This is a genomic window from Streptomyces sp. SAS_281, assembly GCF_052542855.1.
Genome location: NZ_JBMNDO010000059.1, coordinates 1 through 14,036, shown reverse-complemented (window position 1 = coordinate 14,036; position 14,036 = coordinate 1). Strand labels below are relative to the sequence as shown.

At 71.9% G+C, this 14,036-nt stretch carries 15 protein-coding genes and 1 tRNA gene; 10 read left to right on the top strand and 6 right to left on the bottom strand.

Features of this window, described 5'->3' with window-relative positions:
• Positions 1-71 precede the first annotated feature (71 nt).
• Together ACN6LM_RS22105 and ACN6LM_RS22100 are read left to right on the top strand one after the other, a co-directional pair.
• Positions 72-647: a TerD family protein gene (locus ACN6LM_RS22105; protein WP_445067107.1), complete on the top strand. Its 576-nt coding sequence runs from the start codon at positions 72-74 to the stop codon at positions 645-647.
• 239 nt (positions 648-886) lie between these two features.
• Positions 887-2,464 (top strand): M4 family metallopeptidase, encoded by a 1,578-nt coding sequence (locus ACN6LM_RS22100; RefSeq protein WP_445067106.1) that lies wholly within the window; start codon positions 887-889, stop codon positions 2,462-2,464.
• A 36-nt stretch (positions 2,465-2,500) separates the two neighbouring features.
• On the opposite strand, the gene ACN6LM_RS22095 is transcribed toward ACN6LM_RS22100, so the two are convergent.
• Together ACN6LM_RS22095 and ACN6LM_RS22090 are read right to left on the bottom strand one after the other, a co-directional pair.
• Positions 2,501-3,916 (bottom strand): M1 family metallopeptidase, encoded by a 1,416-nt coding sequence (locus ACN6LM_RS22095; protein ID WP_445067105.1) that lies wholly within the window; start codon positions 3,914-3,916, stop codon positions 2,501-2,503.
• 88 nt (positions 3,917-4,004) lie between these two features.
• Entirely contained in the window at positions 4,005-4,562 is a 558-nt protein-coding gene (locus ACN6LM_RS22090; protein WP_445067104.1) for a GlcG/HbpS family heme-binding protein, read from the bottom strand.
• A gap of 227 nt (positions 4,563-4,789) precedes the next feature.
• Here ACN6LM_RS22090 and ACN6LM_RS22085 point away from each other — a divergent pair, with 227 nt between their 5' ends.
• From ACN6LM_RS22085 to ACN6LM_RS22075, 3 genes are read left to right on the top strand one after another with little or no spacing between them, the layout of a single operon-like run.
• Complete coding sequence (locus ACN6LM_RS22085) at positions 4,790-6,043, top strand: sensor histidine kinase (RefSeq protein WP_445067103.1); 1,254 nt, start codon at positions 4,790-4,792, stop codon at positions 6,041-6,043.
• Entirely contained in the window at positions 6,040-6,669 is a 630-nt protein-coding gene (locus tag ACN6LM_RS22080; RefSeq protein WP_164399409.1) for a response regulator, read from the top strand. Before ACN6LM_RS22085 ends, ACN6LM_RS22080 begins: the two co-directional genes overlap by 4 nt.
• A gap of 33 nt (positions 6,670-6,702) precedes the next feature.
• The gene (locus ACN6LM_RS22075; RefSeq protein WP_445067102.1) at positions 6,703-7,200 is read left to right on the top strand and encodes a hypothetical protein; all 498 of its coding nucleotides are present in this window, start codon (positions 6,703-6,705) and stop codon (positions 7,198-7,200) included.
• Positions 7,201-7,218: 18 nt separating this feature from the next.
• On the opposite strand, the gene ACN6LM_RS22070 is transcribed toward ACN6LM_RS22075, so the two are convergent.
• Positions 7,219-7,908 carry a pentapeptide repeat-containing protein gene (locus ACN6LM_RS22070; RefSeq protein ID WP_445067134.1) on the bottom strand — a complete coding sequence of 230 codons (690 nt, stop codon included), beginning with the start codon at positions 7,906-7,908 and terminating at the stop codon, positions 7,219-7,221.
• 105 nt (positions 7,909-8,013) lie between these two features.
• Between ACN6LM_RS22070 and ACN6LM_RS22065 the strand changes: the two genes are divergently transcribed.
• The gene (locus tag ACN6LM_RS22065; RefSeq protein ID WP_445067101.1) at positions 8,014-9,003 is read left to right on the top strand and encodes a zinc-binding dehydrogenase; all 990 of its coding nucleotides are present in this window, start codon (positions 8,014-8,016) and stop codon (positions 9,001-9,003) included.
• 18 nt (positions 9,004-9,021) lie between these two features.
• Here ACN6LM_RS22065 and ACN6LM_RS22060 read toward each other — a convergent pair whose 3' ends face one another.
• Together ACN6LM_RS22060 and ACN6LM_RS22055 are read right to left on the bottom strand one after the other, a co-directional pair.
• A complete protein-coding gene (locus ACN6LM_RS22060; RefSeq protein WP_445067100.1) occupies positions 9,022-9,498 on the bottom strand; it encodes a GNAT family N-acetyltransferase in 477 nt (158 codons plus the stop codon).
• A gap of 31 nt (positions 9,499-9,529) precedes the next feature.
• On the bottom strand, positions 9,530-10,453 hold the full coding sequence (locus ACN6LM_RS22055; RefSeq protein WP_445067099.1) for an aminoglycoside phosphotransferase family protein: 924 nt from the start codon (positions 10,451-10,453) through the stop codon (positions 9,530-9,532).
• Between the two features lie 33 nt (positions 10,454-10,486).
• On the opposite strand from ACN6LM_RS22055, the gene ACN6LM_RS22050 reads away from it, so the two are divergent.
• Positions 10,487-11,146, top strand: coding sequence for a rhomboid-like protein (locus ACN6LM_RS22050; protein WP_445067133.1), 660 nt, complete (start codon positions 10,487-10,489; stop codon positions 11,144-11,146).
• 32 nt (positions 11,147-11,178) lie between these two features.
• On the opposite strand, the gene ACN6LM_RS22045 is transcribed toward ACN6LM_RS22050, so the two are convergent.
• Positions 11,179-11,255: transfer RNA gene (locus tag ACN6LM_RS22045), tRNA-Thr, on the bottom strand.
• A 180-nt stretch (positions 11,256-11,435) separates the two neighbouring features.
• On the opposite strand from ACN6LM_RS22045, the gene ACN6LM_RS22040 reads away from it, so the two are divergent.
• The 3 genes from ACN6LM_RS22040 to ACN6LM_RS22030 all read left to right on the top strand — a co-directional run bounded on the left by ACN6LM_RS22040 (position 11,436) and on the right by ACN6LM_RS22030 (position 13,990).
• A complete protein-coding gene (locus ACN6LM_RS22040; protein WP_445067098.1) occupies positions 11,436-12,572 on the top strand; it encodes an ABC transporter ATP-binding protein in 1,137 nt (378 codons plus the stop codon).
• A 229-nt stretch (positions 12,573-12,801) separates the two neighbouring features.
• Positions 12,802-13,233, top strand: coding sequence for a hypothetical protein (locus ACN6LM_RS22035; RefSeq protein ID WP_445067097.1), 432 nt, complete (start codon positions 12,802-12,804; stop codon positions 13,231-13,233).
• 46 nt (positions 13,234-13,279) lie between these two features.
• The gene (locus ACN6LM_RS22030; protein WP_445067096.1) at positions 13,280-13,990 is read left to right on the top strand and encodes a nucleotidyltransferase family protein; all 711 of its coding nucleotides are present in this window, start codon (positions 13,280-13,282) and stop codon (positions 13,988-13,990) included.
• Positions 13,991-14,036 lie beyond the last annotated feature (46 nt).

Below are 14,036 nucleotides of genomic sequence, written 5' to 3'. Positions count from 1 at the left end.
GTCGGCGTTATGACCTGTGACGGTAGCTTCGTGACCGCGAAGCCCGCACCGACAGATGAAAGGGACTTCCCATGGCAGTAAGCCTGTCCAAGGGCGGCAACGTCTCCCTCACCAAGGAGGCCCCCGGCCTCACCGCCGTCACGGTCGGCCTCGGCTGGGACGTCCGTACCACCACCGGCACCGACTTCGACCTCGACGCCTCGGCGATCGCGGTTAACACGGGCGGCAAGGTCTACTCCGACGGCCACTTCGTCTTCTTCAACAACAAGGCGACCCCGGACCAGACCATCGTGCACACCGGTGACAACGTCACGGGCGCGGGCGAGGGCGACGACGAGCAGATCAACGTCAACCTGGCGGGCCTGCCGGCCGACGTCGACAAGATCGTCTTCCCGGTCTCCATCTACGACGCCGAGACCCGCAGCCAGAACTTCGGCCAGGTGCGCAACGCGTACATCCGCATCCTCAACCAGGCTGGCGGCGCCGAGATCGCCCGCTACGACCTGAGCGAGGACGCCGCCACCGAGACCGCCATGGTCTTCGGTGAGCTGTACCGCAACGGCGCCGACTGGAAGTTCCGTGCCGTGGGCCAGGGCTACGCCTCCGGCCTGCGCGGCATCGCCCAGGACTTCGGCGTCAGCCTCTGACGCCCGGCAAGCCCGTACGGGAGCCCCCGGCCGAACGTCCTGCGGCCGGGGGCTCCCGTGTGTCCGGACACCCGGTCACGACCGGTCGAAGGCCGCCGGATAACGGACATGACAGTGCCTCAGTCGGACAAGAACTGGTCAAGGAAATGTGAGGCAATTGTTGGTGCACCGTCAATAACGCTCAATCGATGGCAGGCTCCCCGCTCGTAACCCCCCACGGAACGAGCAACGGAGCTTGTATGACCCCCCACATCACCACCCGTCGCACCGCAGCCCTGGCCGCCGTGGCCGCGATGGTCGTCGTCGGCATGCAGACCGGTGCGGCGAACGCCCGCCCGAGCGCCCCCGGCGACACCCCCTCCGTCTCCACCGCCCCGGCCTTCAGCAGCGCCTCGGCCCGCACCGCCGCCATCGAGTCCGCCCAGTCCGACGCCTCCTCCACCGCCTCCGCGCTCGGACTGGGCGCCAAGGAGAAGCTGATCGCCCGGGATGTGATCAAGGACGCCGACGGCACCGTCCACACCCGCTACGAGCGCACCTACGCCGGGCTGCCCGTCCTCGGCGGCGACCTCGTCACCCACACCGGCGCCGGCGGCACGCTCAAGAGCGTCACCAAGGCCACCACCGCCCGCATATCCGTGCCGTCCACCACGCCCGGGATCAAGACCGCGGCGAGCGCCCGCAAGGTGATCTGGGCCGGTGGCGGCACCCCCGTCCTCGCCCTGGAATCCGTGAGGACCGGCGTCCAGAAGGACGGCAGCACCCCCAGCCGCAAGCGCGTCATCACCGACGCCACCACCGGCAAGGTCCTCCAGAGCTACGAGGAGATCGAGACCGCCGGCGTCGGCAACAGCCAGTACAGCGGCAAGGTCGACCTCACCACCACCGCGTCCGGCTCCGGCTTCGAGCTGACCGACGGCGCCCGCGGCGGCCACAAGACGTACGACCTGGGCCAGGGCACCAGCGGCACCGGCGACCTCGTCACGGACGACGACGACACCTGGGGCGACGGCACCGGCGACGACCGCCAGACCGCCGCCGTCGACGCCCACTACGGCGCCGCGCAGACCTGGGACTTCTACAAGTCCGCCTTCGGCCGCGACGGCATCGCGGGCGACGGCAAGGCCGCGTACTCCCGCGTCCACTACGGCGACGCGTACGTCAACGCCTTCTGGGACGACAGCTGCTTCTGCATGACGTACGGCGACGGCGCCGACAACAAGAGCGCCCTCACCGCGCTCGACGTCGCCGGCCACGAGATGAGCCACGGCCTCACCTCTTCCACCGCCAACCTGAACTACTCCGGCGAGTCCGGCGGGCTCAACGAGGCCACCAGCGACATCCTCGGCACCTCCGTCGAGTTCTCCGCCGACAACGCGACCGACGTCGGCGACTACCTCATCGGCGAGAAGATCGACATCAACGGCGACGGCAGCCCGCTGCGCTACATGGACCAGCCCAGCAAGGACGGCGGCTCGGCCGACTACTGGGACAGCGGTGTCGGCGGCCTCGACGTCCACTACTCCTCCGGCGTCGCCAACCACTTCTTCTACCTGCTGTCCGAGGGCAGCGGCGCGAAGACCGTCAACGGCGTCGACTACGACTCCCCCACCGCCGACGGCTCCACCGTCACCGGCATCGGCCGGGACAAGGCCGTCCAGATCTGGTACAAGGCCCTGTCCGCGTACATGACCTCCACCACCGACTACGCGGACGCCCGCACCGCCACCGAGAAGGCGGCGACCGACCTCTACGGCGCCGACAGCGCCGAGCTCAAGGCCGTCGACGCGGCCTGGAGCGGCGTCAACGTGAAGTAACCCGCACGCGGGAGCGACAGCAGAAGCGGGAGCCGGTCAGCCGTCCGCGGCGGGCCGGCTCCCGCCGTACAGCCACGCCTTCCACAGGTCCGACAGATCCTGGCCCGTCTCCTCCTCCACATACGCCGTGAAGTCCGCCGTCGAGACGTTGCGGTGCCGGTACTTCTTCGTCCACCCCCGCAGCAGCGCGAAGAACTCCTCGTCGTCGTCCACCGCCTCGCGGATCTTGTGGATGACCATCGCCCCGCGGCCGTACACCGGGTCGTCCGAGATGGCCGCGGCGGACGGCGGATCGGCGGGCGGGAAGGCCCAGTTGGCCTTGTCCTCGTACGCCTCCTCGAACGACTCCTCCGCCGGGGTGTCGTTCTTCTCCTCCTCCCACAGCCACTCCGCGTACGTCGCCAGGCCCTCGTTCAGCCACATGTCGCGCCAGCTCTCCGGCGTGACCGAGTCGCCGAACCACTGGTGCGCCATCTCGTGGACGAGCAGCCCGACGCCAGGCGGGCCGGGGAAGAACGGCCGGGTCTGCGTCTCCAGCGCGTACCCCGCGTCGTCCTCGCGGTCCACGATCGCGCCCGTCGCGGAGAACGGATACGGACCGAAGTGCTCCGCCTCCCACGCCACGACCTCCGGGACCCGGCCGACCGTCCGCGCGCTCGCCTTCGCCACCTCCGGGTCCACGGCCGTGAACACCGTGACGCCGCCGGCCATCGTGGACGTCTTCGTCTCGAACCGCCCGACGGCCAGCGTCGCGAGATAGCTCGCCATCGGCTCGGCGGTGTGCCAGCGGAAGGTGGTGCGGTCCTTCTCCGTGACCGGCGGACCCGCCATCACCCCGTTGGAGACCGCCGTGAGCCCCTTCGGGACGGTGACCGTCAGGTCGTACGCGGCCTTGTCGCTCGGGTGGTGGTTCCCCGGGAACCAGGCCATCGAACCGGTCGGCTCACCGAGGGCCAGCGCCCCGTCTTCGGTCGGCAGCCAGCCCTCCTCGGACTCGTCCGCGTCGGTGATCGTCTTCGGCGATCCGGAGTAGCGCACGACGGCACGGAACGTCTCGCCCTTCCGCAGCCGGTCCTCGACCTCCGCGTCCGTACGGAGCGTCAGCTCGTTCCCCGCCCGGTTCACGGCGGCCGGACGCCCCTCCACGGTCGCCGATTCCACGGTCAGCCCGGCCAGGTCCAGATTGAACGAACTGAGATCCTGCGTGGCCCGCGCGGTGATCTCGGCCGTCCCGCGCAGGGTCTGCTCATCCGGGTCCACGTCGAGCGTGAGGGCGTAGTGCGTGACGTCGTAGCCGCCGTTGCCCAGCTTCGGGAAGTACGGATCACGCACCCCGGACGCGCCCGGCTTCCCCTCGACCCCGCCGGAGCAGGCGGGCGCGAGGAGGGCGAGGGCGAGCAGGGGGAGGGCGGCACGGGCCGCCCTGCGGCGTGCCGGGGTTCGATGATCCACACGGATGATCCTATGTGCGGAATGTCGCAATCCGGAGGTGCTGCGCCGGGCTCACAACACCGCGATCACCGTCCGGCTCGCGTTCGTACTACTTGGCGAGCGCGGCGACGCCGGCCTGCGCGAACTTCTCGTCCAGGTCGCCGCTGGGGGCGCCCGCGACGCCGATGCCCGCCACCGGGGCGCCCTTGACCTGCACGGGGGCGCCGCCCGCGAGGAACAGCGTGCCAGGGATGTCCTTCAGGTTCGGGGCCTGGGCGAGCCGCTTGGCCAGCTCGGAGGTCGGGGCGTTCCACGACACGGCGGTGTACGCCTTCTTCTCGGCCGACTCGTACGCCTGCGGGCCCGAGCCGTCGCCGCGCAGGGTCAGGATCGTGTTGCCGTTGCGGTCGACCACCGAGACCGCGACGCGCTGGTTCTCCTTCTTCGCCGCGTCCAGGGCGGCCTTCGCGGCCTTCGTCGCGGCGTCGAGCGTCAGGTGCGTCGACTGCTGGAGGTTGCGGTGCGCGGTGTCGGCCTTGACGGCGGTCGCGGGGGCGGCCGCCGGGGTGGACGCGTTCGCGGACATCGCGCCGAACGTGCCGGCCCCGAGGGCAGCGGCGGCGACGGCACCGGTCAGGACACGGGTACGCAGCGACATCTTCTTCATCAGGGGCTCCTCAGCGGGGACGGAAGCGGGTGGTTCCCGCGTCCTGTCATCCATCGTCGGCCCGCGACCGCCCCCGGACGGTCGTCGTACCGGCTCGACCCGGCGCCCGGGACGGCTGACGTCCCCATCGGCCGATCGGTTGATGCGGGGACGGCCTTTCGGGGTCACGATGGAATGTCCACGCAGGTCAGCGGGGGTCCCTTCGGGGCCGGAGATCGGAGTACGAGGTGGCTCAGGGGTACGAGGACGGGCTCCGGCCCGTGCCGGAGCGGGGCGCCGACGACGGCGACACCCGCTCCCTCGCCCTCCTCATGCACGCCGCGTTCTTCCTGCTCCTCGGCGCCTCGCTCGCCCGGTTCCTGCTCCGGCACCCCGGTGAGGCCCGCACCCCCTGGCTCATCGGCCTGTCCGTCGCCCTGGCCGCGCTCTACGTCATCGGGCCGGTGCTCGGCTCGCGCCCCACCGCCCGCAGCCTCGTCTGGCTCGGCGGGCTCGTCGTGGTGTGGATGGTGGTGGTCGTCCTCGCGCCCAGCTTCGCCTGGTGCGCGGTGCCGCTCTTCTACACCGGGCTGCGCATTCTGCCGCCCCGCGCCGCTTACGCCCTCGTCGCCCTGCTCACCCTGTTCGTCGTCGCCGCCCAACTCCGCCTCGCGCACGGCTTCGACCCCAACCTCGTACTCGCCCCGCCCGCAGTCGCCGCCGTCGCCACCGCCGTGTTCGTCCACATGCGGCGCCAGGCCGCACGGCAGGGCCGGCTCATCGACGACCTGCTCCGCACCCGCCGCGAACTCGCCGCCACCGAGCGCCGCGAAGGCACCCTCGCCGAACGCCAGCGGCTGTCCATGGAGATCCACGACACCCTCGCCCAGGGCCTGTCCAGCCAGCAGATGCTCCTCCAGGCCGCCGACCGCACCTGGGACACCGACCCGGCCGCCGCCCGACGCCACATCCGTACCGCCGGAGGCATCGCCGAACGCAACCTCGCCGAGGCCCGCCGCTTCGTCCACGACCTGGCCCCCGCCGACCTGGCCGAGGGCGGCGGCCTCGACGCGGCCCTGCGCGCACTCGCCGCCCGCGAAACCGCCCAGGCGCAGGGCAGGCTCACCGTCCGCTGCCACATCGAGGGCGCCCCGCACACCGTCCTGCCCGACCGCACCCAGTCCGCCCTGCTGCGGATCGCCCAGGGCGCCCTGGCCAACGTCACCGAACACGCGGGCGCCACCGAGGCCGCCCTCACGCTCACGCACCTGGACGACCGCACCGTCCTCGACATCGCCGACAACGGCCACGGCTTCACGCCCACCGCCGCCGGAAGCCAGGGCGGGGTGCGCGGCCACGGGCTGCCCGCCATGCGCGCCCGGCTCCACCAGCTCGGCGGCACCCTCACCATCGAATCGGCCCCCGGCGAAGGCACCGTCGTCACCGCCACCGTCCCCGCCGCCCCCGCTCTCCAGGACCCCCCACCCCAGGACTCCGCATGACCGCCGACCGCATCCGCATCCTGCTCTGCGACGACCACGCCGTCGTACGCGCCGGGCTCCTCGCCCTCCTCGGCAGCGAACCCGACATCGAGGTCATCGGCGAGGCGGGCAGCGGCGAGGAAGCCGTCGCGCTGGCCGCCCGGCTCACCCCCGACGTCGTCCTGATGGACCTCCAGCTCGGCACCGGCATCGACGGCGTCGAGGCGACCCGCCGCATCGCGGCCGGCCCCGGCACCCATGTCCTCGTCCTCACCACGTACGACACCGACGCCGACATCACGCGCGCCATCGAGGCCGGCGCCACCGGCTACCTGCTCAAGGCCGAACGCCCCGAGGAGCTGTTCGCCGCCATCCGCTCCGCCGCCCAGGGCCGCACCACGCTCTCGCCGCCCGTCGCCAGCCGCGTGATGGCCCGCATGCGCGCGCCCCGCCCCACCCTCACCGACCGCGAACGCGACATCCTCGGCCAGCTCTCCCGGGGTCTCGGCAACCGCGAGATCGCCCGCGCCCTGTTCATCAGCGAGGCCACGGTCAAGACGCACCTCGGCCGCATCTACGACAAGCTCGGCGTGGACACCCGCGCGGGCGCCGTCGCCGTCGCCAAGGAGCAGCGGCTGCTCCCGTAACAGGCGACACGCCGGGCATGACACCATCGAACCGTGCTCGACATCGGCTACTCCCTCTCCCGCCGCTTCCCCGACCCCCCGCAGACCGACTACCGCCGCGCGGACGTCCACGCGCTGCGGCACGACCTGTTCTCCGGGGACGTCTACCTCGCGGACACCAAGGAGGACCGCGAAGTATCCACAGCCTGGGGATGGGTGCCGGTGCTCGACTTCGCCTGGGCGCTGTGCGACATCGTGGAACGCATCGACCAGGACCCGCGCGGCAACCGCTCGCACCGCCGCCAGCAGGCCGAACTGGACTTCACCGAGTCCACCGACCGCATGCTCTTCGAGCGCCGCTTCGGCTGGGTCGACATCGAGGCCGACTGGATGGACCCCGAGGAACCGCCGCTCACCTTCAGCCACTCCCTCCTGCGCCGCGAAGCCCGCGACTTCCTGCACGACCTGATCGCCGACCTGGCCGACATGCACGAGGGCCTGGCCGACAACCCGGCCGTCTGGGATCTCCAGGCCCGCTTCCCCCGCCTCTGACCCGGTCCGGCCGCCCCCTCACGCCTCCACCCGCACCCCGATCTGCGCCGCGAACGCCGGCGCCAGCTCCATCAGCTGGACCGGGCTGATCACCGCACCCGCCAGCCGCTCCACCCCCCGCGCGATGTCCAGCTCCGCGACCGCCCGCAGATCCACCGCCTCCATCCGCGCCGCGCTGAAGTCCGCCCGCCTCAGCACACAGTCCCGGAACTCCACCCGGGTCAGCCGCGCACCCCCGAAGTCCGGTTCCGCCAGCACACAGCCCTCGAAGACGACGTCCGTCAGCCGGGCCTCCCGCAGATTCAGGTAATCGATCTTCCCGCCCCGCACGAGCACCCGCTCCAGCACCGCCGCGTGCAACTGCGTCCCGCCCAGCCGCGCGTCCACCACCTCCACGTCCCGCAGCGACGCCTCCGCGAGATCGGTGCCCACCCCCCGCACCCCCGTCAGCACCGAATCGACGAACCGCGCCCGCGCCAGCCCCGCCCGGTCCAGGGCGCAGCCCTCCAGCGCGCAGTCCATGAACCGCGCACCCCGCCCCGACGCGTCCGCCAGATCCACCGACGCCCCGAACCGCAGCCCGTCGTAATCCCCGTCCGGTTCGAGCCCGCCCGCCACGAACTCCACCAGTGGCGGCAACCGCACCTCCGGCCGCCGCGCCGCCTTCACACCACCGCTCCGACCACCACCGCGCACCATGCCCCCCATCGTGACGCACGCCACTGACAACGCCCCGCCCACGCTTGACCTCAACTCCGCTTGAGGTCACAGGCTGGGGACCCCAGAACCCACACCACTCCGGGGGACTCCGCCATGCACGCCGTACGCCTCCACGCCTTCGGCCCCGCCGAAAACCTCACCTACGAACGCGTCGACACCCCCCGGCCCGGCCCCGGCCTGGTCCGCATCGCCGTCCGCGCCGCCGGCGTCCACCTCCTCGACACCACACTGCGCCAAGGCCTCCCAGGCCCCTTCCCCACGCCCGCCCCGCTGCCCACCGTCCCCGGCCGCGAAGTCGCCGGCACCGTCGACGCGCTCGGCGAGGGCACCGACCCGGCCTGGCTCGGCCGCGACGTCGTGGCCCACCTCGGCAACGTCCCCGGCGGCTACGCCGAGTGCGTCGTCAGCGACACCGACCGGCTCCACCTCGTACCCGAAGGACTCGGCCACGCGGAAGCCGTCGCCATGGTCGGCACCGGCCGCACCGTCCTCGGCATCCTCGGCTTCACCCCGCTCGGCCCCGACTCCCTCGTCCTCGTCACCGCCGCAGCCGGAGGCATCGGCACCCTGATCGTCCAGTACGCCAAAAACGCCGGAGCCACCGTCATCGGCCTCGCCGGAGGCGCCGCCAAGACCGCCCGCGTCCGGGACAACGGCGCCGACCTCGCCGTCGACTACACCCGCCCCGACTGGCCCGACCACGTCCGCACCCACCTGGACGCCCTCGGCCGCCGCGCCACCGTCGTCTACGACTCCGTCGGCTCCACGACCGCCCGCGCCGCCGTCGACCTCCTCGGCAAGGGCGGGCAGCACGTCATCTACGGCCGGTCCGGCAACGGACACCCCTACTCCCCCACCGACGACGAACTCGAAGCACGCGGCATCACCTCCGAGAACGTCCTCGGCCCCGGCCTGTTCCGCAAGGGCGGCGGACCGCGCGCGCTCGAGACCCGCGCCCTCGCCGAGGCCGCCGCCGGCCGCCTGCGCCCCGCGATCCAGAGCTACCCGCTCGCCCGCGCCGCCGACGCCCACCGCGACCTGGAGACCCGGGGCACCATCGGCAAGGTGGTCCTCATCCCCTGACGACGGGCCCCGCCCGCCTCACGCCCCGCCCAGCTCCGCCAGCGCCCCGTCGGTCAGCCGGTACACCGTCCACTCGTCCTGCGGACGCGCGCCCAGCGACTCGTAGAACGCGATCGACGGGGCGTTCCAGTTCAGCACCGACCACTCCAGGCGCTCGTAACCCCGCTCCACACAGATCCGCGCCAGCTCCGTCAGCAGCGCCTTCCCGTGACCGCCGCCGCGCCGCTCCGGGCGTACGTACAGGTCCTCCAGGTAGATCCCGTGCACCCCGCGCCACGTCGAGAAGTTCAGGAACCAGAGCGCGAAGCCGACGACCTCGCCCTCCTCGTCCGACTCCGCGATATGCGCGAAGGCGGCGGGCCGCTCCCCGAACAGCGCCTCCCGCAACTGCTCCTCCGTCGCACGCACCTCGTGCAACGCCTTCTCGTAATCGGCCAGCTCACACACCATGGCGTGGAGGGCGGGAACATCGGCGGGAGTAGCGGTACGAATCATGGGGGCAGCGTAAACAGCGCCCCGCCGACGGCTACCCCCGGCCCAGCACCACGCGTGCGATCTCCGCCTGCTCCGGCGCCAGCCGCCGCGCCCCGCCCGCCACCGACCAGCGGGCGTTCTGGAGCACCCGGCCCAGCGTCCACGCCACCGCCCGCCCCCGGTCGAGCCCCAGCACCCCGGTCAGCACGTCGAACCGCGACCCCACCGCGTCCGCGTCGAACCGGTTCGCCAGCGCGGGCAGCAGCTCGAACCCCGCGTCCCCCACCAAGGGCTTCGGATCGATGGCCACCCACCCGGCCCCGCCCTCCGCCGCCAGCACGTTCCCGTAGTGCAGATCCCAGTGCAGCAACCGGTCCCCCGGCTCCTCCGCCACCTCACGCACCGCCGCCGCACAGTCCCGCACGAGCCCCCGCTCCTCCTCGTCCGCCAGCGCCGCCACCACGTCCGGCGCGGCGGCCAGCATCCGGGCAGCCGCCTCCCCGAGCCCCCGCAGCCCGTGCCCGGCCCCGGCTCCACGACCCGCCCCCGGCCGCACCGCCGTCAGCTCCGCCAGCAGTCCGGCGATCACCCGGACCGCCCGGTCCGCGTCCGGCTCGCCCTCCAGCGAGCGGCTTCCGTCCAGCCGCTCCAGGAGCATCGCCCCGGTCACCGGATCGTGCTCCAGCAACCGGACCGCCCCGGCCCCCGCCGCCCCCCACAGCCGCAGCGCGACCGGCTCCCCCGCCGTCTCCGCGTCCACCGGCTGCAGCTTCAGCACCGCCCGCCGTCCGTCCCGCACCCGCACCACCGGCAGGACCAGCGCGCACACCCCGTGCATCGCCGCACCGTCCCGGCGCAGCCCCCACCGCTCCAGGAACTCCGCCGCCATCCCCGGCAGCGCGGCCACGAACGCCCGGCCCGCCTCCCCGTTGTATGCGGACTGAGTGGCGATGAGCGCATCCGGAATGTCGATCACACCCCCGATCGTAGGAGCGTGCGTCAATCGGGCATGCCCTCCGGCCACCCAGCCCGGCCCCACGCCGCACCTGCCTCGTGGCTCCGCGTCCTCCGCTCCTGGATCCGCAGCGCCCCCGGCACCTACCTCTGGCTGACCGCCCTCTTCGTCACGACGGTGATCGTCCACCAGATGTCACCGGCCTTCGAGGAGGAGTTCCTCCGCCGGCGCTCCACCAACATCCACGAGCTGTCCCGCCACCCCGTCCGCGTCCTCATCGCCAGCGCCTTCTGGATCGACAGCGGACAGTGGCTCCCCTACGCCGCCCTCTACACCGTCTTCCACGCCCCCGCCGAACGCCGCCTCGGCACCCCGCGCTGGCTCGCCGTCGCCGCCACCGCCCACGTCCTCGCCACCCTCGTCAGCGAGGGCATCCTCGCCTGGGCCATCCGCCGCGGCCACGCCCCGCCCTCCGCGGCCGACACCCTCGACGTGGGCGTCAGCTACGCCCTGGCCGGCGTGGTCGCGGTCCTCACCTACTACGTGCCCCGGCCCTGGCGCCCCGTGTACCTCTTCGCGGTCCTGGTGATCTACGCGGTCCCCCTGATCACCCGCCCCACCTTCACGGACATCGGCCACCTGGCAGCGGCACTGATCGGCCTGGGGTGCTATCCGCTGACGCGGCGCGGGGGCACGAGAGAACGCGAGACATGAAAAAACCAGGCCGGGGAAGACCGGCCTGGCGATGGAGCCCCCTGTCGGATTCGAACCGACGACCTACGCATTACAAGTGCGTTGCTCTGGCCAGCTGAGCTAAGGAGGCGTGTCGGAGCAGTCTAACCAACCCGGCACCCGGCACAGTGCAGAAATTTCACAGCCATGGAACTACTGACAGATTCGAAACCGCCAGGTAGCGTCCTTGCAGGTTCACTCCGATGGACCAGACCACTCCCTTACAACGGATCGTCCGGCACGTTCCTGCCGGTGGAGGAGAAGCATCAGCATGGCCAGTGTCACGTTCGACAAGGCGTCCCGCGTCTACCCCGGCTCCACGAAGCCCGCGGTGGACCAGCTCGAGATCGACATCGCGGACGGTGAGTTCCTCGTCCTCGTCGGTCCCTCCGGTTGCGGCAAGTCCACCTCGCTCCGCATGCTCGCGGGTCTCGAGGACGTCAACGGCGGTGCCATCCGCATCGGTGACCGCGACGTCACGCACCTGCCGCCGAAGGACCGGGACATCGCCATGGTGTTCCAGAACTACGCGCTGTACCCGCACATGACCGTCGCGGACAACATGGGCTTCGCGCTCAAGATCGCCGGTGTCAACAAGACCGACATCCGGGCGAAGGTCGAAGAGGCCGCCAAGATGCTGGACCTCACCGACTACCTGGACCGCAAGCCGAAGGCGCTCTCCGGTGGTCAGCGCCAGCGTGTCGCGATGGGCCGCGCGATCGTGCGTGAGCCGCAGGTCTTCCTCATGGACGAGCCGCTGTCGAACCTCGACGCCAAGCTCCGTGTCTCCACCCGTACGCAGATCGCCTCGCTCCAGCGCCGCCTGGGCATCACGACCGTGTACGTCACGCACGACCAGGTCGAGGCCCTCACCATGGGCGACCGCGTCGCGGTCCTCAAGGACGGTCTGCTCCAGCAGGTCGACTCGCCGCGCAACATGTACGACCGCCCGGCGAACCTCTTCGTGGCCGGCTTCATCGGCTCCCCGGCGATGAACCTGGTCGAGGTCCCGATCACCGACGGCGGCGTGAAGTTCGGCAACAGCGTCGTCCCGGTCTCCCGCGAGGCGCTGACCGCCGCCGCGAACCGCGGCGACACCACCGTCACGGTCGGCATCCGCCCCGAGCACTTCGACATCGTCGAGCACGGCGGCGCCGCCGCCAAGACGCTCACCAAGGACTCCGCGGCGGCCCCGGCCGGCCTGGCCGTCTCGGTCAACGTGGTCGAGGAGCTCGGCGCCGACGGCTTCGTCTACGGTGCCGCCGAGGTCGGTGGCGAGCACAAGGACCTGGTCGTCCGCGTCGGCGGCCGCGCCGTCCCGGAGAAGGGCACCAAGCTGCACGTCGTGCCCCGCCCGGACGAGCTGCACGTCTTCGCCACGTCGACCGGTGAGCGCCTCACCGACTGACGTCGCCCACGCTGTACGGTGGCCCCGCACGATCTTCGTGCGGGGCCACCGCGCGTCTCGGGCAGGGTTCGAAGCGGCTGAGGCGTTTGAAGCGACGGAGGCGAATTCCCCGTCAGAACGGTCATTTCGCTCCCGTTCGTCAACACGCGATTCGAAAAGCACACTCGAACCGTCCCCCGCGAGGGTGACGTAATGTCGCCACGCCATCACCGGCCGCTACGCTCGCTGCGTGACCCACACCGTGCGCCGTATCGGCCGAACCCTCGCTTTCGTACTGCCCGTCGTCATGGTCCTGTCCGGGACCCTCGCGGTCACCGCCGTGCCGTGGGCAGCCAGCAACTCCGACTCGCAGCTCCTCGCCGCGTCGGCTCGTAGCGTCCCCGACGCCAAGGGTGCCGAGGCCGCCGTCAAGCCGCGTGCCCCGCAGGACATCCTGCGCGACCGGCTCCTCCAGGAGCTCCGCGCCAAGGACCCGGGTGTCGCGCTGACGCACCTCCAGCGCGCCGTCGAGGGACGCCCGTCGCTCGCCAAGCACTGCATGTCCATCGCGAAGACCCTGGGCAAGGCCGCCGTCGACAAGTACGGCCCGACGCGCGCGCACCGCTTCTCGCGCCCCGTCTGCGACACCTCGTTCGCCTCGGGCGTCGCCCAGTTCAGCTGACCGACGCACCCCTCCCCGCTGCCGGGCACGGCTTATCGTGCCTGGCATGCATACGTTTCCGACGCAGGCCGTGATCCTGGCGGGTGGCCAGGGGTCACGGCTGCGCCCGTATACCGATGACCGCCCCAAGCCGATGGTCGAGATCCCGGGTACCGGGACGCCGATCATCGGCCATCAGCTTTCCTGGCTGGCCGCCGAGGGCGTGACCGACGCCGTGGTGTCCTGCGGGCATCTGGCCGAGGTGCTCCAGGAGTGGCTGGCCGATGCGGTGCTGCCGCTGCGCGTGACGACGGTGGTGGAGTCCGAGCCGCTGGGACGCGGCGGCGGCCTGAAGTACGCGGCGGCGCGGCTGCCCGAGCCGGACGAGCCGTGGTACGCGACCAACGGGGACATCTGGACGCGGTTCTCGCTGCGCGAGATGGCGGCGTTCCACGCGGAGCGCGACGCGACGGCGACGCTGGCGCTGGCGCGGCCCCGGATTCCGTGGGGCGCGGTGGAGACGGACGCGTTCGGGCACATCACCGACTTCATCGAGGCGCCGCCGTCGCCGTATCTGATCAATGCGGGGGTGTACGTGTTCTCTCCCGCGTTCACGGGAATGCTGCCGGACCTGGGCGACCACGAGCGGACGACGTTCCCCCGGCTGGCCCGCGAACGCCGGCTGGCCGGCTATCCGCTGCCGCACGGGGCGTACTGGCGGGCGATCGACACCGCGAAGGACCTGACGGAGGCCGCCAAGGAGCTGGACGAGCGGTAGGGCGTACGGGAACGGGGCGGGCCCGGAGGACATCCTCCGGGCCCGC

Bases quoted from the DNA above. Each gene is read 5' to 3' on its own strand.
- ACN6LM_RS22040 (WP_445067098.1), top strand. From the start codon at position 11,436: ATGGCCAGTGTCACGTTCGACAAGGCGTCCCGCGTCTACCCCGGCTCC.
- ACN6LM_RS22050 (WP_445067133.1), top strand. From the start codon at position 10,487: ATGCCCTCCGGCCACCCAGCCCGGCCCCACGCCGCACCTGCCTCGTGG.
- ACN6LM_RS22070 (WP_445067134.1), bottom strand. From the start codon at position 7,908: ATGGGGGGCATGGTGCGCGGTGGTGGTCGGAGCGGTGGTGTGAAGGCG.
- ACN6LM_RS22105 (WP_445067107.1), top strand. From the start codon at position 72: ATGGCAGTAAGCCTGTCCAAGGGCGGCAACGTCTCCCTCACCAAGGAG.
- ACN6LM_RS22060 (WP_445067100.1), bottom strand. From the start codon at position 9,498: ATGATTCGTACCGCTACTCCCGCCGATGTTCCCGCCCTCCACGCCATG.
- ACN6LM_RS22090 (WP_445067104.1), bottom strand. From the start codon at position 4,562: ATGAAGAAGATGTCGCTGCGTACCCGTGTCCTGACCGGTGCCGTCGCC.
- ACN6LM_RS22065 (WP_445067101.1), top strand. From the start codon at position 8,014: ATGCACGCCGTACGCCTCCACGCCTTCGGCCCCGCCGAAAACCTCACC.
- ACN6LM_RS22030 (WP_445067096.1), top strand. From the start codon at position 13,280: ATGCATACGTTTCCGACGCAGGCCGTGATCCTGGCGGGTGGCCAGGGG.
- ACN6LM_RS22080 (WP_164399409.1), top strand. From the start codon at position 6,040: ATGACCGCCGACCGCATCCGCATCCTGCTCTGCGACGACCACGCCGTC.
- ACN6LM_RS22100 (WP_445067106.1), top strand. From the start codon at position 887: ATGACCCCCCACATCACCACCCGTCGCACCGCAGCCCTGGCCGCCGTG.